The sequence below is a fragment of the Flavobacterium sp. GW823-FHT06G12 genome (genome assembly GCF_058794775.1).
This window is the reverse complement of record NZ_JBXAHE010000005.1, coordinates 418,853-439,372: the sequence shown is the minus strand read 5'-3', so window position 1 is coordinate 439,372 and position 20,520 is coordinate 418,853. Positions and strand designations below refer to the sequence as shown.

Below are 20,520 nucleotides of genomic sequence, written 5' to 3'. Positions count from 1 at the left end.
GATTTTTCGAAATAATAGTGTTAAAGAATGCTGAGATCTTAATTTGTATAGGTTTTATTGAAAAAAATCTATTTTTATAGGCTTAAATTCTACAATCTAATTTGTACATTTGCACCACTCAAAAAAAATACACAAAATACAACGGTATTGAACGCTGCAAAAAATACATTATCACTCAAATCAATATTTCTAGATTTTAAAGAGATTACTAAAGCTGGTTTAGCTATTAGTGTGTTGTTTTCTTCTATTGCTGGATATTTATTAGGAGTAGATTCAGAGCATCCTTTTAAATGGAGTGTTTTGGCTGTTTTGGCGGTTGGAGGTTACTGCATGGTAGGAGCGTCAAATGCTTTTAATCAAGTAATCGAAAAAGATATCGATTCTTTAATGGATCGTACCAAAAACCGTCCAGTTCCTTCTGGGCGTATGTCTCCAACAGTAGCTTTGTTAGTGGCAAGTTTGCTTACTATTATTGGTATTGCACTTTTATATACGATAAACGCAAAGTCAGCAATGTTTGCTGCAATTTCTATATTTCTTTATACAAGTGTTTATACACCATTAAAAACAGTAACTTCGTTGTCTGTTTTTGTTGGAGCATTTCCTGGTGCAATTCCGTTTATGTTGGGGTGGGTAGCAGCAACAGGCGAATTTGGTATCGAAGCAGGAACTTTATTTTTAATTCAATTCTTTTGGCAGTTTCCTCATTTCTGGTCTATTGGGTGGTTTTTGTATGAAGATTATGAGAAAGCAGGAATTTTTATGCTTCCAACAGGTAAAAAAGACAAAGGAACTGCGTTGCAAATCATATTGTACACAATTTGGCTTATCATAGCATCGTTATTACCTGTATTAGGTTTTACAGGGCAATTATTTATTTCTCCAATTGCAGCAGTTTTAGTGTTTCTATTAGGGATTTGGATGCTTTTTTATGCAGTTCGTTTGTATAAGTTAAGAACCGCAAAAGCAGCGAGAACATTAATGCTTGTAAGCGTTTCATATATTTCGCTTTTACAAATTGTATTTATAGTAGATAAATTTTTAAGATAGTTGTTATGGAAATGACATTGAAAACAAATGAAGAACAAGTAAGAAAGTCAAAATCAGCAAAACTGATTCTGCTTTTTGCAATGGTTAGTATGACCATGATGTTTGCTGGTTTAACAAGTGCATTTGTGGTAAGCAAATCAAGAGCAGATTGGTTGAAGAATTTTGAACTTCCTTCGGCATTCTATTGGAGCACTGCGGTAATTATTGCTTGCAGCGTTACTTTTTATTTAGCAAAAAAAGCTATTCAGAAAGACAATAGAAACGCAGTTACAGGATTGCTTCTTGGAACTTTGGCTTTAGGAGTTTTATTTGTGGTATTACAATTCAAAGGATTTGGACAAATCGTTTCTGAAGGGTATTACTTTACGGGAGAAGGTAGTTCAATTACTACAACTTTTCTTTATGTTGTAACAGTTACACACTTGTTACACTTAGCTGGCGGATTAATTTCACTTTTAATTATAATTTATAATCATTTTAAACAAAAATACAATTCGACTCAAACTCTTGGTATAGAACTAGGTGCGATGTATTGGCACTTTTTGGATTTATTATGGGTATATTTATTTTTATTTTTATATTTCTTTAAATAAGAAAAAAACGTAAATTTGGGAACTTTTTAACGAATATCTTTTATGGGAGCGACAGTTACTACTGCAAACAACGACGAAAAAACTTGGGGAGGCGGTCACAATGAGCCTTTAGGAGCAAGTTATGGTAAAATGATGATGTGGTTTTTTATCGTATCAGATGCCTTAACATTCTCTGGATTTCTAGGAGCTTATGGTTTTTCTAGATTTAAATTTATTGAAACTTGGCCTTTGGCTGATGAAGTGTTCACTCACTTCCCATTTATGCATGGTGTTGCGGCCCCAATGTATTATGTAGCATTAATGACTTTTATTTTGATCTTTTCTTCTGTAACAATGGTGCTAGCTGTTGACGCAGGACACCAATTGAAAAAGACAAAAGTTGCAATCTACATGTTTTTAACTATTATTGGAGGTTTAATTTTCGTTGGTTCTCAAGCTTGGGAATGGAAAAACTTTATTAAAGGTGAATACGGAGCAGTTGAAACAGTTGGAGGTAGCTTACTTCAGTTTGTGGACAAAGATGGTAAAAGAGTAGCTTTAGCTGATTTTGCTGTTAAATTGCCAGAACAAAGAGAAGCTCTAACTAGAAGCCATTCAACTTGGTTTATGGAAGATGCTGAATCTCTTCCTACTTATACAGTTGCTGAAGTTCAGGCTGGTTTTAAAGCTCACCCTGAAATTTTAATTAGAACAGAAAAACTTACAGATAAAAAACAGAAAACAATCTTATCAAGAGAAGAGTCTGAAAAACATTTAGCTACTGCTAAATATGTAGTAGAAGGTGCTAACTTGATCAGAAACGAGTACGGTAATAAATTATTTGCTGATTTCTTCTTCTTCATTACAGGTTTCCACGGATTCCACGTATTCTCTGGAGTTATTATCAATATCATTATTTTCTTTAATGTATTGTTAGGTACTTACGAGAAAAGAAGAAGCTACGAAATGGTAGAAAAAGTTGGATTATACTGGCACTTCGTAGATTTAGTTTGGGTATTTGTATTTACAGTTTTCTACCTAGTTTAATTTTAGAATTTAATTATTATGTCACACGAGCACGTATCAAATACAAAAAGAATCTGGTTTGTTTTCGGATTACTTTCAGTAGTTACTACAGTTGAAGTTATCTTAGGTATCTACAAACCTGGAGCATTAGAATTTACTCATTTTGTTGGTTTAAATCTGTTAAACTGGATTTTCTATATCCTTACAGTTTTCAAAGCATATTATATTGTATGGGCATTTATGCACATGGAAGGTGAAAAAAGCAGCCTTAGATGGTCTGTAGTTTCTCCTGTTATCTTCCTAGTTTTATATTTATTGTTCATTCTGTTAACAGAAGGACATTATATTTATGGGGTTTTTAAAGATTCTACTATTAAATGGAATTTTTAACATGATATTAATTCGAAAAGAAGCTCCGATTAACGGAGCTTTTTTTATTTTTGTACCTCAATAATTCTCCGTTAATACAATGAAAAAAAATATAGTTCTCTTTGTACTTTTTGTATTGCCAATTGTAGCGTATTTGTTTTTTGCTTCTGGTGTAAATAGTTTTACAACACTTCCGGTAATAACTCCCAAAGTAGCCGATTTTGGGGATTGGAATTCATTAAACGGAAAAAAAATCTCCCTTGATAAAAAGATTACGGTGCTAGGTTTTGCTGGTACAAACATTCTAGAAAATAGAGGTAACTATTTTAATTTGAATGAGAAGATCTACAAACGTTACAATGGTTTCGAAGATCTTCAGTTTGTTGTTCTTTGCCCAATAGGAACAGAGAAAGAAGCGCAAAAAATTGTTGATGCATTATCTCCTTTTACCGATGTTAAAAATTGGAATTTTGTATTTGCTTCAAAAGAGGATATTCAGAAATTTTACAACGGTTTGCATTTAAAAGAAAAATTAAATGGAGATCTTGGGACTTCTAATGTTTACATCATCGATAAAGAGCGTAATCTAAGAGGAAGAAAAGATCCAAAAGAATATAAAGAAGGATATGATACTTTTCATCCATCTGAGTTGAGTAATGAAATGCTGGATGATTTCAAGATCATTTTATACGAATATCGCGCAGCATTAAAAAAGAATCATAACGCTACAAAGCAACTTTAAAAATCATTTTTATATGTTTAAAAACAAATCATATATCGGAATCTCTTTTATCATTCTGATTTTTGGGATTTATGCTATTCCTAAAATTGTTGATCGAGTTAAAAACGGTGATGTTGTAAAAGGAAATCGTTTGGATAATGTTGGGGCAAAAACTTCAAAAGACACTAAGCTTTTGACAATTGGTCCGGCTCCAAAATTTGAATTGACAAATCAGGACAATGTCAAAATCTCAAATGAAACGTATAAAGGAAAAGTGTATGTTTTGGAATTTTTCTTTACAACTTGTCCTTCGATCTGTCCAAAGATGAACATGAGCATGTTGGAGATTGAAAAGACTTTTTTTGGCAATCCTAATTTTGGAATTGTTTCTATTACAATCGATCCAAAACATGATACTCCGCAAGTTTTAAAAGATCATGCTAAGTTACTTGGAGTGAAATCTTCAAACTGGAATTTCTTGACTGGAGATAGAAATGTAATTATGGATTTGTCAAATAAAGGTTTTAATCTTTATGCAGGAGAAAATGATAAAGTGAGTGGAGGATTTGAGCACTCAGGTTTGTTTGCTTTGATTGATAAAGACGGAAATATTCGTTGCAGAAAAGACGAGTTCGGAAATCCGAATATTTATTACGATGGTTTAGATAAAAAAGGTGTACGTGATATTCAAGAGGATATTAAAATTTTATTAGCAGAATAATGGAAGATAATAATTTAGAGAAAAAATATAACAAGTTTATTATTGCAGTTTCAATTGTAATTCCGGTTGTAGTAGCAATTTTGTTTGGAGTTAAGCTTAAGGATTTTGGTTACAATGTTGAGCCATTGTCAATGTTGCCTCCAATTTATGCTACAATTAATGGTTTTACAGCTGTAGTTTTGGTTGCTGCTGTTTTGGCTATAAAAAAAGGAAACCAGAAACTTCATGAGCGATTAATGACTTTGGCTATTGCTCTGTCTGTTGCATTTTTGGTAATGTATGTGGCGTATCACATGACTTCGGATTCTACTAAATTTGGTGGAGAAGGTGCTATACGTTATATCTATTTCTTTATTCTTGTAACACATATTTTATTGTCGATTGCTATTATTCCGCTTGTTTTAATAACGTATGTAAGAGCGCTTTCGCAGCGTTTTGACAGACATAGAAAAATAGCTAAAATCACTTTTCCGCTTTGGCTGTATGTCGCGGTAACAGGAGTAGTGGTTTACTTAATGATTTCACCATATTATGTTTACTAAAAAAAATAATTTTCAAATCGTAAAATCCAAGTTCCAAGTTTTGTTTTTTGGAATTTGTTTTTTCCTTATTGGAGTTTCTGCCAATGCGCAATGTGCGATGTGTCGCGCAGCTTTGGGAGGAGATTCTAATATAAAAAAGGCTGAAGCAGTAAATGATGGAATTGTTTACTTAATGGTTATTCCTTATTTACTCGTATTAATAATTGGATATTTGATTTATCGAATGTATTCTAAAAAGAAAAAAGCAGTGTAAATTACACTGCTTTTTTTGCTCATTTTCTAAGTACATTTTAGCCTTTTCTTTAAATAATTTAATTCTTTCTGAAGGAATTTTCACTGGTAAACAAAGTATTTCTTTAGCTATTTTAATTGCCTTTTCTTTCTGATTTGTTTTTAGATACAAATTAAATAAATCCATTCTGGCATCAAATCTATAAGGCTCAACATTTTTATTATAAATATAAATTTTCTCGGCTTCAAAGTACATATCCATCCTTTCAAAAAGTCTTGCTAAGTTTTGTCCTAAACTTGGTTTGCCAGATTTTTCAAAGCCATTTTTCAAGTAGTTAATGCCTTCTTTGTAGTTGTTATTTTTTAGAAGAATTATACCTGCCATAAAAAATTGCTCGCCATTTGCATCTATTTTTGAAACATAATTTTCTATTTTTTTTAATTCAGCAATTTCTTCTCCATTATAGATTCTTTTAAGGTTGTATTCTGCATTTAATCTTAAAGTAATTATAGTGGAAAATATGACAAGGAAAATAATTGCTATACCAGTAAAGAAGCTATTTTGTGTAAAAATCAGAATTGGTTTCATTTCTATTTGATTAATCACAAACACTGACAAAACGCATCCTATAACTATAAATAATGGGATAGGTATAATTGTATTTGTAAATGTAAAGATGATGATACATAGAAGCATAGAACGGCATGATTTTGTTGTTTTACTGTTGTTTGCTTTAACGAACAACATTATAATAAAAACATAAAAGACAGCGGTCCATATTATTCCCATCTCAAAGACTAATTCTAGAAAATCATTATTTGCATTGTATAGATAAGCAGCATTTCGAATTTCGTCCCAAGATCTTTCAATGCTAAAATAATCTGCTTTTGCCAAATTATATTGCAATGAAAACGAATCAAAACCAAAGCCAGTTAAAAGTTGATATTTAAGCTGTGATAAAGAATGTTTGATAATAAACAATCTTCCGGAAATAGATTCGGATTTAGGTGCACTCGTATTCCAAATCAAAGTAAAAAAGCAACTTAAAATTATAGAAACAAATAGTAGTTTCTTAAAAAAGGAGAATTCTTTAATTTCTTGATTTAAGGTATTCAGGTTAAAAACCATTCCCACAATTAATGCGACATATGCTCCTCTGCATTCTGTCAAATACAATCCATAACTTAGAATAATAAGACAGATAAAAAATAGAACTTTGTTAATATGAGATTTATTTTCTTTAGAAAACACAATTAAACTTAAAATGCCAATAACAAGAAATAAGGCTAAATGATTGGGTGAAAAAAACAATCCAGTGACTTGAAAATATTCATTTGAAGAAGACAACAAATTGTTTTTTTGCAAAATAGCTATTACTGAATTAAGTAAGGCAAGGAGAAACAGTAAACAATATATTTTTTTTGAAATTTCTAAAATCTTTTCTTTTGTATAAAGCGATCGTCTTAAAATGATATAGAGGAGCAGATAACCAATAAAGTACCATACTTTAAAATTAAAAACCTTTACATCAGACAAACTAATAAAGTTCCATAATCCACCTAAAAGTAAGATAATTATACAGAGGTCAAATAGATTTAATTTCCATTCTATGTTGTGGTTTTGGAATAGAAAAAAAGCACTTCCCATAACAATTACAAACAGCCAATAAATATATTTTCCGTGCAGAAATAGAAGATTGTCTAAATTTAACCTTACCAGCAACGATAAAAGCAAAAGAGCTAAAAAAATGAAGAGTTGTTGAATTTTCATTTTATAGATATTAAAAGTAAAATTTTGTGTAATTGGTAAATTTAACATTTTTAAATTTATTTTCTTACAATTTTGTATTAAAATTGTAAATTAAAACTTACTTTTAAAATGAAAATTCACTATTTGCCTTTATTACTATTATATCTGCCTGTTTTTTCTCAATCGATTTCGAATAAGGATTTGATAAAAAAAAGTTTAGAAGCTGTTGTGTCTAAACATTACCAATATGAAATTGAAAAAAAGGAAGCAGCTAAGTTTCTAATAGATAATCTGGAGATTCATTTTAGTGAGAATTATAAGTGGTTGGATAATCAAAACAGAAAAATTGATTTTAACGAATTAGACTTTCCAGATTTAAAGTTTGCAACACTTGCATTTCAGAAATTACAAGACAGTATCAAGTTAAAGCCTAAAATATATATAGTTAAGGATATTCATGCCATTACACCTGAATTTCTTATCAAAAACATTGATTTAGCTTTTGAAGCTTGGAAAAACAATCCTTGGTCACATTCTTACAATTTTGAAACTTTTTGCGAATACATTCTTCCGTACAGAAGTTTAACTGAACCACTGGAAGACTGGAGAACTGAATATTTGCAATTGGTTGCTCAAGCACACTTGAATGCAAAAAATATAGATGACCCTGTTGATGTTGCGACTCAGACAATCTTGGAATTAAAAAACTTTAGATTTTTAAACAACCGTCCTGATCCAATTCCTTATTTAAGTCCAAAACAATTGCTTTTTAGAAGAGAAGGGGCTTGTAATGATTTAGCAAATCTAACATTACTCGCCTGCAGGTCTATGGGGCTTGCGGTTACATTTGATTTTACACCAGAGTACGGAGCTTCGTCAAAAAGACATTTTTGGGACACCATTATCGATGAAAACGGAAAGCATATTCCGTTTAACGGCAATTGTTTTGGAAATCCTCAAGGACTTCCTTATGCTTATAATGCAACAGAAAAGCGGCTGGCAAAAGTATATAGAAAAACTTTTTCTATCCAGCAGAATTCCCTCGCTGCTTTAAGAGATACTTTATTAATTCCTGATGGATTTTTAAGAGAAAAAAACACTCTAGATGTAACAGAAGAATACGTTGCTACTGGCAAAATCAGTTATCCAATTAATCCTGAAACGAAGAATACAATAGCTTATTTAAATGTATTTAACCTTGCAAAATGGAGGGTAATCGACTGGGGTGAAAAAAAAGGCAGCATTGTCGAATTTAAAAACTTGGGTTCCAAGATTGTTTATTTGCCAAGTTTTTATGAATCAGCATCAAAAAAAATGAACTATGCCCGATATCCTGTTCTCCTTGATGATAACTTAAAACAGCAAATTCTGATTCCTAACTATAACAAGACCTTCTCATACAATGTATCGAGAGACAAAACTAAAAAGGAATCTGGACTTGATTTTAATTCATTTGAAGTGTTTGAAAATGAAATGTTCACCCTTTATGTATGGGATAATGGTTGGAATAAACTTGAAGAAGCCAAAGCAGAAAAAGATTTTATAAGGTTTTCTAAAATTCCTGATAACGCGCTTCTTTTGACACTTTGCTCCAAAAGTAATGGCTATGAACGCATTTTCAGAATTAACAGTGACACTAAGCAAATTGAATGGTACTAAAAATAGACTTATCTAAAAAAAAACTAAAACTATGAGAAAAAATGTATGCCAAATTCTTGTATTGCTATTTTTTATAAACGGAATACAGGCACAAAATTACAATGATTCCAAAAGTAGCACAAAAGACCGGTTCTATGAAAATGTTAAAAAAGCTGATTTAACTAAAACCAAGACAGAAGAACTCTTGAAAATAATCGAAGAAAGAAATCGAGTCTTAAAAGACTTAGACACTAAAAAGAAACAGGCAGATGCTCCGTATAGTATTCAAGATCCTGGTACGCTTTACAATTTTAAAATAAACAATGCAAGAAACGATTATGCACGCAAAATCAATGGACTTCTTACCTATAAAGAATACTGCGAATTTGCTGTAGATGATTATAAAAATGAAGCATGGCAAGATGCAAAACCTGAATATGAGAATTTGATCAATAATAATGCTCATTTGAAGGAAGATCAGAAACAAAAGTTATCTGAGTTCCTATATAATTATCATTTAAACCAGCTTTTAACTACTGCTTATTACAGTTTCGACAAAACAGTGCAAAAACCAAAACTGGGTATTTTAAGATTCAGTTTTGAAAAAGAATTTAAGAAACGCTGTAAAGATTATAATATAAAAAATCACGATTCAAATGGTGAGAATACCAATGGTTTTGAATGGAACTAGACATAACCCAATAAAAATCCAAAAACACACTAACTATATTATTAACCAATAATCTAATAAAACTATGAAAAAAATGTTATCCTTTATTTCACTTTTTGCTGTTTTTTGCGCGACAGCTCAAGTTAATTGTGAAGATAAAATACAGCATGCCAAGAAAATTTTAGAGAGCAAAAAACTGTATAATAATTATGAAACTCTTTTTCAGGAAATCTTTCCATGTGCAGAATCTGGAGACCCTCTTGCACAAAACTACATCGGATTGATGTATGTGCATGGTTTGGGTGTTCAAAAAGATGAAGCAAAAGGATTTGCTTATGTCGAAAAAGCGGCAAAAAGTGGGAATGCAGTTGGTGAATATAATCTCGGAAAACTCTATAGCGAGGGTCGCGGCTGTCAGCTAAACATGAATACGGCTGTAGGATGGTTTAAGAAAGCAATAAATCAAAATAATCAGCGTGCAGCGTATCATTTAGGATATATGTATTTAAAAGGTTTGGGTGTACCTCAAGACTATACTAAGGCAATCGAATGGTTTCAAAAAAGTGATTATGCAATGTCAAAACACTGGCTGGGAGTTTGTTATTATTTAGGATATGGCGTACCGCAAAATATCGAAAAAGCGTTAGAATATTTATACGGAAATACTACTCCAAATAGTGTGGCTTTTTTGAGAAATTTAAAAATAGACAAACGCGAACAGGTTTTAAGCCAGACTCAAAACGCAATAAATGAAGCCAATCAAGCCGATAGAAAAATTAATTCAGAGTTAATTTCTGAAAGCAGGGAAATTGTCCTTTCTGATGAAGCCGAGAACCAAAAAATAAAGCCAAAAACAATTTTGGGAGAATGGACAGGTCGTTTTATTGAGTACGATTGGTCTGGTGCAACACCTATTCGAGTTTTGCCAATAGACCTTACTATTAGTAAAAATAGCAATGGTAATTTACAATGTACTATAAATTTTGAAGGACAAACGTTTAAGAGTAACGCCTTACTTCAGGAAAACACTCTTATTGTTGAAGATTTCAAGTTTAAGCTAGAACAATTGTATCCTCACGACTTTAAAAACGATAAATTGGAATATGAAGTTTTAGGAATGAACATTAGCCAGAAAAATTACAACAATATTCCATATTTATTATTTGATGTAGATAGTTTTATTGATTACTGGCGAGAACCCGGTACACCGATTACCTTAATTCTAAGACCGAAAAACAACCAGATTTCTGCTCAAGATGAAGCGCTAATGCTGGCACTGGCAGCACAAAAAGCCGATTTTATAAAAGTATATCCTGTACCGTTCAAAGACCAGCTTTATGTTGCGTTTGATTTAAATAAACCCTCAAAAGTACAAGTAAGCCTCACCAGCGTTACTACAGGAGAGACAAAACTTGTCGCAGCAACAAATTTAGAAAATGGTACGCAGTCTTATACTGTAGATACAAACAATTTGCAAAAAGGATTTTATATCGTACAGGTACATGAAAACGATACAGTACATACCAAAACCATTATAAAATAATAAGCCATGAGAGAAAATTTTAAGAAATACAGTAGCTTCCTGTTGTTATTTATGATGGTGATTTTTAGCAACACCATAAAAGCACAAACTAACGAAAGTGGCGGTGGTTTTAATTGGGATGGAATAAATGATTTAGACAATGTGAATGTTCCTGGAAATGGTGGATCTAATAATTCATGGGATTATGCTTCACATTATTGGAATTATGAACCAAACAATTATATTGGCAGTAATAACGATTATAACCCGCAATATAGTACAGGGTCTAATCCTGGGCAAACAACTGGAGGGGGATCTGCTGGCAACGGTGGAGGGGCAAATCGACAAACCAGATCTCAGGTTATTTTGACCAAAAAAGTAAAACCCGGACAAACCCATACCCAAAGTATAAAGGTGTTGAGAGATCCTAATACTAGCACTAACAAAAAAGTTATAGATCTTATTGTTAGTGGACAAAAGGTTGGAACGGTTACTTTTTCTGAACCGCAAAGAGATGCTAACGGAGTAGACATTTATTCTAAAATGACTGTGGAGGTTTTTTATAATTCTCCTGTGGCTATAACCAATATCACATTTGACGATCCAGAAACATCGACATACGAAGGTTCACAGCACAGTACCAACGGAAATCTTAAGATTGCAGAAATAGATTTGAGTTTTTATCAAACTTTAGGGATTATCAATTTTAGCACACCGATAAACGAAGAGGAAGATATCATTTTTACAGGAAGCATTGCTGCTGCCAATGATTCTCAGACAAATGTAAAAGATCCTTGTATTGTGGCTAAAGAACTTACTACTTTAGGTACAAATCCTGTTTTTAAAAAAGCAGTACAGGATATTAGGAGCGCTCCAGATTTTTACGGAAAGGAGTATGGTATCTCTTTGGGAAAAAATTCAAGCGGACAAATTATCGCGACAGACATGAAACCGGGAGATAAAATAGGTGTTGAAGTAAATTATAGTGTACAAGGTTTTTTTCTGAATTTACATAACCATCCCAGTCATCAAATTCATTCTGGTAAAGATCTGTACAACATGGCATTTTTCAACAAATTATATCCTAATTATACCGGTAGTATTGTCTTGCCAAATAAAGACGAAGTTTATACTGCTGTAGTAACCGATTTAGCAGCTGCACAGGTCTTTGCTGCAAGATATCTTACCGATCCAAAAACAAAAGAGCCTACTCATTATCCTGAGTTTATGAAATTAGAAATGTATAAAGTTTGGGATAAGATGAAATCTTATTCTATTGAATCTGAATCTAGAGCTAAGGCTTTTGTTGTCAATAAATATAATGCAGGTATTACTTTCTTTAGACAAAATAATGACGGAAAATTCTATCCGCTTATCATTAAAGAAACTAAACAGGCTGATGGTTCTTTTGTATATACTTTAATTCCTTGTGTTTAATTTAAAATAAGAAAAAATGAAAAAGGTAATCAAACTTTTTGCAATATTGTTTGTGGTGCAAATAGGGCACTCCCAACAATTAGTTCAAAATATTAATGATGTTTCTCGTCTTAAAGATTATGAAGCAATATTCTTAAATAAGCCTCTAAAAGATTTATTGAAAGAAATTAAACCCGAAATAAAAATTGCCTTTCCAAACAATGAACCACCTTCGTTTGTTTTCATGTTCCTTACATCTGATCAATTAAGAAAAGATGAGGGAACTATTTCTGAAAATGTAGCTCTCTTTGTATATGTAAAAGACTTTATTGATTGGAATTGGGAAAATAGACCAAAAGGAAAAGAACCTGTATGGACTAAAGCGGATGCTGAGAAATATGGAAATATGATAGTAACTCGTATAAGCATTGTTTATTAATAAAAAAAATTTAACTCCAGAGTCAAAATTGAAGATTGGCTCTGGAATTTTAGTAAAAGTTTTTAATAAAAAACAAGAGTTAGCATTAGCTTACTATATCAATAAATTCATTTTTGACAGACCAATTAGTATTATTAAAATCAAACAATTTAATTAATATTTTTTATGAAAAGTTATATTTTACTCTTAGTGTCCTTTTTTATATTAAAAAGCTTTGGACAAAATAGTATTGAAATTCCTACGCCATTCAAAGAGGAAATTACACCAAGACTTCGGAGTGATGAATGGTATAAGTTAATCAATCCTTATAATGAATTTCAAGTTTCAATTACAGATGAAAAACTTGAAGTTGCAAAATATAATTACAGCGAAGGATGTGAAATCAAAACTCCAGAAGGCAAATTTATTGGAATAAATGTTGGTGAATGGGGTGGGAAACTGTTTTTTGTACCAACAGAAAGTGCAAAAAAAAGTTTTGTAATAAAAGAAGGAAATATAAAATTTATATTCAGCTACAAGGATAAAATCTATTTCATTGAAGGACTTACGCATATGATTACTAGTGAAGGGGCTTTATTTGAGCTTGATATTTAAGGTGCTACTATCAGTTATAAAAGAATATTAGATTTTGATGACTCGCCAGAAGCCTTTACTATTTATCAGGATCAAATTTTTATTGCGGGTTATAAAAACTTTTATATTATCAAGGATTTTAAAAAAGAAGTAATTTTTGAAAACACATTTTGGAGCTCTTTATATCCAAACTCAATTGCAGTATTTGATAACGAAAATGTTTTTGTTGGAATGAGAGGTGGAATCGTAAAACTTGATCTTACTAAAAAAAGTTTAAATTTTTATAAAAATGATTAGAGAAAAAATGCCTCTTCGGTTAAAATAATGGAATTCAAAAGACTTTTAATAATGGATAAATTGATTTTGTAATTATTGTAAAAATATCCTCTAAAATACGGCTCTGGAATTCTAATGAAATACAAGCATAAATATTAAAATCAAACAATTTAAATACTTTTTTTTCATGAAAAATTTTATTGTATTCTTCTTGTCCTTCTTTATATTAAAAAGCTTCGGGCAAAATAGTATTGATGTTCCCAAGGCATTCGAAAAAACAATTCCGCCAAAAGCCTGGAGTGTTGAGTGGGATAAGTTACACAGTTCAGAAAATGAATTTCAAGTTTTTATTACAGACGAAAAGCTAGAAGTCTCAAAATATAAGGAAAGCAAAATATGTGAAATCAAAACTCTAGATGGCAAATTTGTTGGAATAAATCTTGCAGAATGGGGAGGAAAACTTCTTTTTGTACCCTCAGAAAGTGAAAAAAAATGTTTTACAATAAAGGATGGAGACATAAAATTTATATTTAGCTATAAAGATAAAATCTATTTTATTGAAGGAATTTCAGTTATGCATAATAGTCCAGGTGCTTTGTATGAGCTTGACACTTCAGGTGCTGATATTAGTTATAAAAAAATATTAGATTTTGATGATGTGCCTCAAGCCTTTACTATTTATCAAGATAAAATTTTCGTTGCTGGTTATAAAAATTTTTATATTATCAACGATCTTAAAAAAGAAATGATTTTCGAAAACACATTTTGGCGTTATTTAGATCCAAATTCAATTGCGGTATTCAATAACAAAAATGTTTTTGTTGGAATGAGAGGCGGAATTGCAAAACTTGATTTGACTAAAAAGGTTCTGACGTTTTATAAAAACAATTAGAGAAAAATATCTTTAATGCTTTTTTTCAGTATGAAAAAAAGTTATCAGAGCATTGGATGATATGATGCGTTTAAACAAGATAAGTCTATGTAATAAGCCTCTGTAATCATTAGATTTTAGAGGCTTATGATGTGTTTAATTGTAGACTAATTATTTAAGTCCGTTTACAGAAACATTTACCGTTCCATTTATTTTGATGAAAGCTATAATTGCCTGATTGGTTAGCTGTATTTTATCAAATTGAATATCCTCCATTTTTCCATTTACAAATACACCAGGCATTGGAGAATAATTCTTTAAATAACCTGCCATGCTTTTCTTTCCTTCTTCCAAATTAGGCTGGATTGAATAGCGGCAGTTTTCTTCCATTTTTCTTAAAATATATCCTTGTGCAAGCCAGTTTGCAGTTCTCATTAATTTACTTTTAGTATCTAGAACATAATCTAATTTGTCAAAATAAATTTCTTTCGTTTGAGGATTATATGATGGAAATCCGTTTAAATAAATAGTTCCGTTTATAGATCCTAAAACGTCTAATGCAATAACCATTTTTCCGTCTTTATGCCAGATTGAAACATTTTTCACTGTGACTTTTTTGCTTCCTGAACCAAATTCCTGACCGACAAAATTTTTGGTCATAATCTTAGAAGCGTCTACGTAACTTGAAATAGCGGCAATATTTGCAGAAATCTGGCTTGGAATTTTGGCAACTGGTTTTAAAGCAATTTTGTTTGCACTATATTTAGATTCTGGTTGTTTTCCAACAATGGTTTCCATATTGCATTTCATTCCCATGTCAAGAATAAAAGAATCGTTTTTAAGCTTGGCGTTTGTTGAGTAAATTTCAATAGGAACAATACGAAGCCAACTTTCATATGTGTCGCTCATTTGAAAAGGAGTACAGATTTTTTCAACCGCTTGAAGAACGTTAGGCTTAAAGTCCATAGATTTTTCAATTGCCCCGTCAATTTCTTTTTCTAGGTTGCTTTTAAAAATAGAAATAGCCGGATTTATTAAATAAGTAATTGGCATATTTTTACCAAATATGGTCATTGTTGGGCTTTCATTCCAATTTAGCGATTTGAACTCCGTTTTTGTAGTTAATTTCCAATTGCTTAAAGTTGTTTCGCTAGATAAGGTTATAACTCCGTTTAGATTGAATTCTCTAACGTCGTACAACTCTATCCCCATTTTTTTTGTTCCGATTCTATACTTGATATTCGCTTTAAGCGGCAAAATGGTTCTAATTCTTTTGTTAGGATTTGATGGATCGTTCTGAATTTTGATAGGAGCCTGTTTCCAGATTTTAATTTGAATATCATCATCTTCGATGTTGTTGTCTTCATAAATCACTCCGTTAAGAAGAGAATTTGTTTGATTTTCGATATCGCTTAGTTTTATCGTAATCGGAAGGTTGATGAATGATGGACTACTGTCATAAACGAGCGGACTGGCATCGTCTGGTTCAGGTTTTAATGTTTCTAATTTTGAAGTTGAAGAACAGCTTGTTAATACGGCAAGCACCGAAAACATTGAAATAATAGAAGTAAGCTTCATTTTAATATGAATTTTTAGACAAGGTAAAATTACAAAAACAATCATATTTTATTAAAAAAGTGTAACAATAAGTAAAAAAGGAAGTCTAATACAAAATAGGTAACATAATTATTAACTTTTTATTATCATAAATTACTTAATAAAAATGTTATTATTGTCTAAAAAATTTAACAATACCATGATTGAAATAAAAGATTTACACAAATCCTATAAAATGGGAAGTTCAGAATTACATGTATTAAAAGGAATAAATTTTAATATAGAAGAAGGAGAATTAGTTGCAATCATGGGGTCATCAGGTTCAGGAAAATCAACACTTCTTAACATTTTAGGAATTTTGGATGAAGCTGATTCTGGAAGTTATATTTTAGACAAAACACCTATAAAGAAATTAAACGAAACGATTGCTTCAAAATATCGTAACAAATTTTTAGGTTTTGTTTTTCAATCTTTTAACTTGATCAATTACAAGACAGCATTAGATAATGTTGCAATGCCATTATATTATCAAGGTATTAAAAGAAAGGAACGTTACGAAATAGCAATGAAGTATTTGGAAAAGGTAGGTTTAGGAACTCATGCTCACCATTTGCCAAACGAACTTTCTGGAGGTCAGAAACAACGTGTTGCTATTGCGAGAGCATTAGCCTCGAATCCGAAAGTATTGCTTGCAGATGAGCCAACGGGAGCTCTTGATACCAAAACTTCTTATGAGGTCATGGAGCTTATACAAGGGATTAACGACGAAGGGAAAACAATTTTAATTGTTACACACGAACCTGATATTGCGGCAATGTGCAAAAGAAATGTGGTCCTAAAAGATGGATTAATTATCGATGATAAAAAAGTAGAACAAATTAGAGCTTCGTCTTATGTTTAATATTGAACGTTGGCAGGAAATATTTGAAGCCATTTCTAAAAATCGTTTAAGAACATTCTTAACGGGAATTTCTGTGGCTTCTGGAATTTTTATTTTGGTAATTCTGCTTGGTGCAGGTAAGGGGCTTCAAAACGGAATTGAAAAACAATTTGAACGTGATGCGGCTGGTATTATTGAGGTATGGTCTGGAACAACTACAAAGGAGTACAAAGGATTAAATCCAGGGAGACAAATTCAATTTCGAAATAGCGATTACAATCAATCGGTACAGAAATTTGAAGACAAACTAGATTTAAGGGCTTCTACAAATAATTATTGGGGACAACCTTTTTCTTACGGTAAAGAATCGGGTAGTTATCAGTTTAGAGGTGTCAATCCAGATTATGGTGGGATAGAGAATTTGACCATAGTTCAAGGCCGTTATATAAATGCTAAAGACTTAGAAAGTAACGCTAAAGTTGCGGTTATTGGGATGAAACTAAAAACCGATTTGCTTAAAGATAAAGAGGCAATTGGAGAGGAAATCCTAATTAATAATATTAACTTCAAAGTAGTTGGTGTTTTTACAGATCCAGGAGGAGAAAGAGAAGAGACTCGTGCTTATTTGCCATTGACTACAGTTCAGAAAACATTTGGTGGTGGAGATAAAATTAGCAACTTGTTTTTTACCCTAAAAAAGACAAACGATTATGATGAAGCTTTGGCTCAATCAGAAAAATTTACACAAGATTTAAAAGACTTGTTAAAGAGTAAAAATGTGGTGGCTCCTGACGATGATAGTGGTGTAGGAGTGTATAACTCTGTTAAAGACGCTAAGCAGTTTTACGATTTAAACTTATATATCAGACTCTTTTTTTGGTGGGTAGGTATCTGTACGATTATAGCAGGTGTGGTTGGTGTTAGTAATATCATGCTTATTATTGTAAAAGAACGAACAAAAGAAATTGGAATTAGAAAAGCGCTAGGAGCTTCACCTATTTCTATTATTACAATGATTCTTCATGAATCGATTTTTATTACGACCATTGCAGGTTTTGTCGGCTTATTGGCAAGCCTTATGTTGTTGGAATTTGTTGGGCCGATGGTTCAAAGTGAATATTTCAGAAATCCTGAAGTAGATTTTAGTGTTGCTCTAACTACTTTGGTATTACTTGTTTTTGCAGGAGCAATGGCGGGATTTTTCCCAGCTTACAGAGCAGCCAAAATTAAACCTATTGTAGCACTTAGAGACGAATAATCATGTTTAGTAAAGATAATTGGGACGAAATATTACAGGCTTTAACAGCAAATGTATTCAGGACAGTTCTAACTGCTTTTGGAGTGTTTTGGGGAATATTCATTTTGGTGATATTGCTAGCTGCGGGAAAAGGACTTGAAAACGGTGTAAAAAAAGGTTTTGATGGCATTGCGACAAATACTATGTTTATGTGGAGTCAGACAACATCAAAGGCCTACAAAGGTTTGCCAAAAACACGACGTTACGATTTTAGAAATAGTGATGTTGCGGCATTAAAACAAGCTATTCCAGATTTGCTATACGTTTCTCCAAGAAACCAGCTAGGAGATTTTAACGGAAGCAATAATGTCGTTAGAGGAACTAAAACCTCCGCTTTTACAGTTTATGGAGATTATCCAGAGTTGATTAAGCAACAGCCAATGGATATTATTAAAGGCCGTTTTGTAAATCAACAGGATATTGAAGGAAGAAGAAAAGTTGCTGTAATTGGTAAAGGTGTTATTAGCGAACTTTATGGTAAAGAGGAGGAATGTATAGGAACTTATATTAAAATTAACGGCATAAACTTTATGGTGGTTGGAGTTTATAAATCCAAACAGCAAGGAGGTAATGCAGAACAGGATCAAAAAAATATATTTATTCCGTTTACAACTTTTCAGCAGGCTTTTAATTATGGAGACAAAGTGGGCTGGATGGCGCTTACAGCAAATGATGACTCATCTATAACAGATTTAAAACCAAAAATATTAGAAATAATTAAAGCGTTGCATTCTGTTAATCCAACAGACGATCGTGCGGTTGGAAATTTTGATTTGTACGAACAGTTTAATAAAGTGCAAAGTCTATTTAACATCCTTCAAGTAATTGCCTACTTTGTTGGAACATTAGTTTTGATTTCGGGAGTAATTGGGATTTCCAATATCATGCTAATTGTGGTTAAAGAACGCACAAAAGAAATAGGAATCAGAAGAGCTTTAGGTGCAACTCCTGGAGCAATTAGAGGACAAATATTATTAGAATCTATATTTTTAACAATCATTTCTGGAATGCTCGGAATTGCTGTTGCAACAGGAATTATAGCACTCTTAAATATGGCTTTAGATTCTATGCCGCCAGGAAGCAACACCATGTTTGCCAATCCAAGTGTAGATTTGAGAGTTGTATTTGTGGCATTATTAATATTAGTAGGATCAGGATTGCTTGCAGGTTTTATTCCCGCGCAGACCGCTATTAGTATTAAGCCCGTAGATGCATTAAGAACAGAATAAATTATCAATCAAAATAAAATCGATTAAACCAAAAACAAATGAAAAAAGGAGTAACCGTTACCATTTTAATATTTATTGCAATTGTTTTTTTTGGCGCGCTTTACTATTTGTATGCTAAAAATCAAGAATCGCCGATTGTATTTAAAACGGAAAAAGCAGAAATTAAAACTATCGTAAAAAATACTATTGCGACAGGTAATATTCAGCCTGACGAAGAGGTTTTAATTAAACCAAATATCTCAGGTATTATTGAAGAAGTATACATCAAAGCTGGAGAAAAAATCAAAGCTGGTGATATGATTGCTAAAATTAGAGTTGTAGCAAATGTTTCGAATGTAAGCAGTACACAGAATCAGGTTACAACAGCTAAAATAGCTTTAGATAATCAGGAAAAGCTTTATAAAAGACAAAAAACATTATTTGAAAAAGATGTAATTTCTGCAAATGATTTTGATGCAGCTCAAGTAGCATACAATCAGGCTAAACAAACTTATCTGGCTGCAAAACAAAGTTTAGATATAGTAAAAACAGGAACAACTTCTTCTTTGGGTAGTTATGCCAATACATTAATTCGTTCTACAGTTAATGGAATGGTGCTAGACGTTCCTGTAAAAGTGGGGAACCAAGTTATCGAAAGTAATAACTTTAACGAAGGAACTACAATTGCAAGTGTTGCCGATGTTGGAAGAATGATTTTTATTGGAAAAATCGATGAATCTGAAGTTGGAAAAATTAAAGAAAAAATGCCAATTGAGATTACAATTGGTGCTATCGAAAATAAAAAGTTTGATGCCGTTTTAAATTACATTGCGCCAAAAGGAGTTACAGAAAATGGTGCTATCCAGTTTGAAATAAAAGCACAAATGATTAACAGAGATGATACTTTTATTAGAGCTGGTTTAAGCGCTAATGCTTCAATTATTTTGGAGAAAGCAGACAAAGTTCTAGCACTAAAAGAATCTTTGGTTCAATTTGACAAAAAAACACAAAAGCCTTATGTAGAAGTTGAAACTGCTCCACAGAAATTTCAAAGAAGAGATTTGGTTCTTGGGGTTAGTGACGGAATCTACGTTCAAGTTAAAAGCGGTATAAAGGACTCAGATAAAATTAAAATCTGGAATCAAGGCTTAATCAATGAAGGAGAAAAAAAATAATTTAGTTTGAAAGTTT

At 31.9% G+C, this 20,520-nt stretch carries 21 protein-coding genes; 19 read left to right on the top strand and 2 right to left on the bottom strand.

What is annotated here, in order from left to right; translation table 11 throughout:
- Positions 1-147: 147 nt before the first annotated feature.
- The 8 genes from cyoE (at position 148) to AC1Q5Z_RS20355 (ending at position 5,254) form a co-directional block, all read left to right on the top strand.
- Entirely contained in the window at positions 148-1,050 is a 903-nt protein-coding gene (cyoE, locus tag AC1Q5Z_RS20390) for a heme o synthase (protein WP_198854480.1), read from the top strand.
- A 5-nt stretch (positions 1,051-1,055) separates the two neighbouring features.
- Positions 1,056-1,643 (top strand): cytochrome c oxidase subunit 3, encoded by a 588-nt coding sequence (locus AC1Q5Z_RS20385; RefSeq protein WP_198854479.1) that lies wholly within the window; start codon positions 1,056-1,058, stop codon positions 1,641-1,643.
- Positions 1,644-1,685: 42 nt separating this feature from the next.
- The gene (locus tag AC1Q5Z_RS20380; protein WP_198854478.1) at positions 1,686-2,669 is read left to right on the top strand and encodes a cytochrome c oxidase subunit 3; all 984 of its coding nucleotides are present in this window, start codon (positions 1,686-1,688) and stop codon (positions 2,667-2,669) included.
- Between the two features lie 18 nt (positions 2,670-2,687).
- Complete coding sequence (locus AC1Q5Z_RS20375) at positions 2,688-3,038, top strand: cytochrome C oxidase subunit IV family protein (RefSeq protein WP_198854477.1); 351 nt, start codon at positions 2,688-2,690, stop codon at positions 3,036-3,038.
- 79 nt (positions 3,039-3,117) lie between these two features.
- Entirely contained in the window at positions 3,118-3,759 is a 642-nt protein-coding gene (locus AC1Q5Z_RS20370) for a hypothetical protein (RefSeq protein ID WP_198854476.1), read from the top strand.
- Between the two features lie 13 nt (positions 3,760-3,772).
- The gene (locus AC1Q5Z_RS20365; protein ID WP_286969324.1) at positions 3,773-4,459 is read left to right on the top strand and encodes an SCO family protein; all 687 of its coding nucleotides are present in this window, start codon (positions 3,773-3,775) and stop codon (positions 4,457-4,459) included.
- A complete protein-coding gene (locus AC1Q5Z_RS20360; protein WP_492446607.1) occupies positions 4,459-5,001 on the top strand; it encodes a DUF420 domain-containing protein in 543 nt (180 codons plus the stop codon). The genes AC1Q5Z_RS20365 and AC1Q5Z_RS20360 overlap by 1 nt, the downstream gene beginning before the upstream one ends.
- Positions 4,991-5,254: a hypothetical protein gene (locus tag AC1Q5Z_RS20355; RefSeq protein ID WP_278019555.1), complete on the top strand. Its 264-nt coding sequence runs from the start codon at positions 4,991-4,993 to the stop codon at positions 5,252-5,254. Before AC1Q5Z_RS20360 ends, AC1Q5Z_RS20355 begins: the two co-directional genes overlap by 11 nt.
- Here the strand turns inward: AC1Q5Z_RS20355 and AC1Q5Z_RS20350 are convergent.
- Positions 5,198-7,003: an O-antigen ligase family protein gene (locus AC1Q5Z_RS20350; RefSeq protein ID WP_492446605.1), complete on the bottom strand. Its 1,806-nt coding sequence runs from the start codon at positions 7,001-7,003 to the stop codon at positions 5,198-5,200. The genes AC1Q5Z_RS20355 and AC1Q5Z_RS20350 overlap by 57 nt on opposite strands.
- A gap of 108 nt (positions 7,004-7,111) precedes the next feature.
- Between AC1Q5Z_RS20350 and AC1Q5Z_RS20345 the strand changes: the two genes are divergently transcribed.
- The 7 genes from AC1Q5Z_RS20345 (at position 7,112) to AC1Q5Z_RS20315 (ending at position 14,408) form a co-directional block, all read left to right on the top strand.
- The gene (locus AC1Q5Z_RS20345) at positions 7,112-8,641 is read left to right on the top strand and encodes a transglutaminase domain-containing protein (RefSeq protein WP_492446604.1); all 1,530 of its coding nucleotides are present in this window, start codon (positions 7,112-7,114) and stop codon (positions 8,639-8,641) included.
- A gap of 31 nt (positions 8,642-8,672) precedes the next feature.
- Positions 8,673-9,311 carry a hypothetical protein gene (locus tag AC1Q5Z_RS20340; protein ID WP_492446602.1) on the top strand — a complete coding sequence of 213 codons (639 nt, stop codon included), beginning with the start codon at positions 8,673-8,675 and terminating at the stop codon, positions 9,309-9,311.
- Positions 9,312-9,375: 64 nt separating this feature from the next.
- Positions 9,376-10,833 (top strand): T9SS type A sorting domain-containing protein, encoded by a 1,458-nt coding sequence (locus AC1Q5Z_RS20335; protein ID WP_492446600.1) that lies wholly within the window; start codon positions 9,376-9,378, stop codon positions 10,831-10,833.
- A gap of 6 nt (positions 10,834-10,839) precedes the next feature.
- Entirely contained in the window at positions 10,840-12,249 is a 1,410-nt protein-coding gene (locus tag AC1Q5Z_RS20330) for a hypothetical protein (protein WP_492446599.1), read from the top strand.
- Positions 12,250-12,265: 16 nt separating this feature from the next.
- The gene (locus tag AC1Q5Z_RS20325) at positions 12,266-12,667 is read left to right on the top strand and encodes a hypothetical protein (protein WP_492446598.1); all 402 of its coding nucleotides are present in this window, start codon (positions 12,266-12,268) and stop codon (positions 12,665-12,667) included.
- 165 nt (positions 12,668-12,832) lie between these two features.
- Positions 12,833-13,261: a hypothetical protein gene (locus AC1Q5Z_RS20320; protein WP_492446596.1), complete on the top strand. Its 429-nt coding sequence runs from the start codon at positions 12,833-12,835 to the stop codon at positions 13,259-13,261.
- A gap of 442 nt (positions 13,262-13,703) precedes the next feature.
- The gene (locus tag AC1Q5Z_RS20315) at positions 13,704-14,408 is read left to right on the top strand and encodes a hypothetical protein (RefSeq protein ID WP_492446594.1); all 705 of its coding nucleotides are present in this window, start codon (positions 13,704-13,706) and stop codon (positions 14,406-14,408) included.
- Positions 14,409-14,558: 150 nt separating this feature from the next.
- On the opposite strand, the gene AC1Q5Z_RS20310 is transcribed toward AC1Q5Z_RS20315, so the two are convergent.
- On the bottom strand, positions 14,559-15,965 hold the full coding sequence (locus tag AC1Q5Z_RS20310) for a DUF4403 family protein (RefSeq protein WP_492446592.1): 1,407 nt from the start codon (positions 15,963-15,965) through the stop codon (positions 14,559-14,561).
- Between the two features lie 178 nt (positions 15,966-16,143).
- On the opposite strand from AC1Q5Z_RS20310, the gene AC1Q5Z_RS20305 reads away from it, so the two are divergent.
- The 4 genes from AC1Q5Z_RS20305 to AC1Q5Z_RS20290 are packed head-to-tail and all read left to right on the top strand — an operon-like array spanning position 16,144 to position 20,504.
- Complete coding sequence (locus AC1Q5Z_RS20305) at positions 16,144-16,845, top strand: ABC transporter ATP-binding protein (RefSeq protein WP_198854471.1); 702 nt, start codon at positions 16,144-16,146, stop codon at positions 16,843-16,845.
- Positions 16,838-18,082 carry an ABC transporter permease gene (locus AC1Q5Z_RS20300; protein ID WP_198854470.1) on the top strand — a complete coding sequence of 415 codons (1,245 nt, stop codon included), beginning with the start codon at positions 16,838-16,840 and terminating at the stop codon, positions 18,080-18,082. The genes AC1Q5Z_RS20305 and AC1Q5Z_RS20300 overlap by 8 nt, the downstream gene beginning before the upstream one ends.
- Positions 18,083-18,084: 2 nt before the next feature.
- Positions 18,085-19,350, top strand: coding sequence for an ABC transporter permease (locus AC1Q5Z_RS20295; RefSeq protein ID WP_198854469.1), 1,266 nt, complete (start codon positions 18,085-18,087; stop codon positions 19,348-19,350).
- Between the two features lie 38 nt (positions 19,351-19,388).
- The gene (locus tag AC1Q5Z_RS20290; RefSeq protein ID WP_492446590.1) at positions 19,389-20,504 is read left to right on the top strand and encodes an efflux RND transporter periplasmic adaptor subunit; all 1,116 of its coding nucleotides are present in this window, start codon (positions 19,389-19,391) and stop codon (positions 20,502-20,504) included.
- Positions 20,505-20,520 lie beyond the last annotated feature (16 nt).

Coding starts and splice junctions, on each gene's coding strand:
- AC1Q5Z_RS20385 (WP_198854479.1), top strand. CDS start 1,056: ATGGAAATGACATTGAAAACAAATGAAGAACAAGTAAGAAAGTCAAAA.
- AC1Q5Z_RS20380 (WP_198854478.1), top strand. CDS start 1,686: ATGGGAGCGACAGTTACTACTGCAAACAACGACGAAAAAACTTGGGGA.
- AC1Q5Z_RS20375 (WP_198854477.1), top strand. CDS start 2,688: ATGTCACACGAGCACGTATCAAATACAAAAAGAATCTGGTTTGTTTTC.
- AC1Q5Z_RS20370 (WP_198854476.1), top strand. CDS start 3,118: ATGAAAAAAAATATAGTTCTCTTTGTACTTTTTGTATTGCCAATTGTA.
- AC1Q5Z_RS20365 (WP_286969324.1), top strand. CDS start 3,773: ATGTTTAAAAACAAATCATATATCGGAATCTCTTTTATCATTCTGATT.
- AC1Q5Z_RS20360 (WP_492446607.1), top strand. CDS start 4,459: ATGGAAGATAATAATTTAGAGAAAAAATATAACAAGTTTATTATTGCA.
- AC1Q5Z_RS20355 (WP_278019555.1), top strand. CDS start 4,991: ATGTTTACTAAAAAAAATAATTTTCAAATCGTAAAATCCAAGTTCCAA.
- AC1Q5Z_RS20350 (WP_492446605.1), bottom strand. CDS start 7,003: ATGAAAATTCAACAACTCTTCATTTTTTTAGCTCTTTTGCTTTTATCG.
- AC1Q5Z_RS20345 (WP_492446604.1), top strand. CDS start 7,112: ATGAAAATTCACTATTTGCCTTTATTACTATTATATCTGCCTGTTTTT.
- AC1Q5Z_RS20340 (WP_492446602.1), top strand. CDS start 8,673: ATGAGAAAAAATGTATGCCAAATTCTTGTATTGCTATTTTTTATAAAC.
- AC1Q5Z_RS20335 (WP_492446600.1), top strand. CDS start 9,376: ATGAAAAAAATGTTATCCTTTATTTCACTTTTTGCTGTTTTTTGCGCG.
- AC1Q5Z_RS20330 (WP_492446599.1), top strand. CDS start 10,840: ATGAGAGAAAATTTTAAGAAATACAGTAGCTTCCTGTTGTTATTTATG.
- AC1Q5Z_RS20325 (WP_492446598.1), top strand. CDS start 12,266: ATGAAAAAGGTAATCAAACTTTTTGCAATATTGTTTGTGGTGCAAATA.
- AC1Q5Z_RS20320 (WP_492446596.1), top strand. CDS start 12,833: ATGAAAAGTTATATTTTACTCTTAGTGTCCTTTTTTATATTAAAAAGC.
- AC1Q5Z_RS20315 (WP_492446594.1), top strand. CDS start 13,704: ATGAAAAATTTTATTGTATTCTTCTTGTCCTTCTTTATATTAAAAAGC.
- AC1Q5Z_RS20310 (WP_492446592.1), bottom strand. CDS start 15,965: ATGAAGCTTACTTCTATTATTTCAATGTTTTCGGTGCTTGCCGTATTA.
- AC1Q5Z_RS20305 (WP_198854471.1), top strand. CDS start 16,144: ATGATTGAAATAAAAGATTTACACAAATCCTATAAAATGGGAAGTTCA.
- AC1Q5Z_RS20300 (WP_198854470.1), top strand. CDS start 16,838: ATGTTTAATATTGAACGTTGGCAGGAAATATTTGAAGCCATTTCTAAA.
- AC1Q5Z_RS20295 (WP_198854469.1), top strand. CDS start 18,085: ATGTTTAGTAAAGATAATTGGGACGAAATATTACAGGCTTTAACAGCA.
- AC1Q5Z_RS20290 (WP_492446590.1), top strand. CDS start 19,389: ATGAAAAAAGGAGTAACCGTTACCATTTTAATATTTATTGCAATTGTT.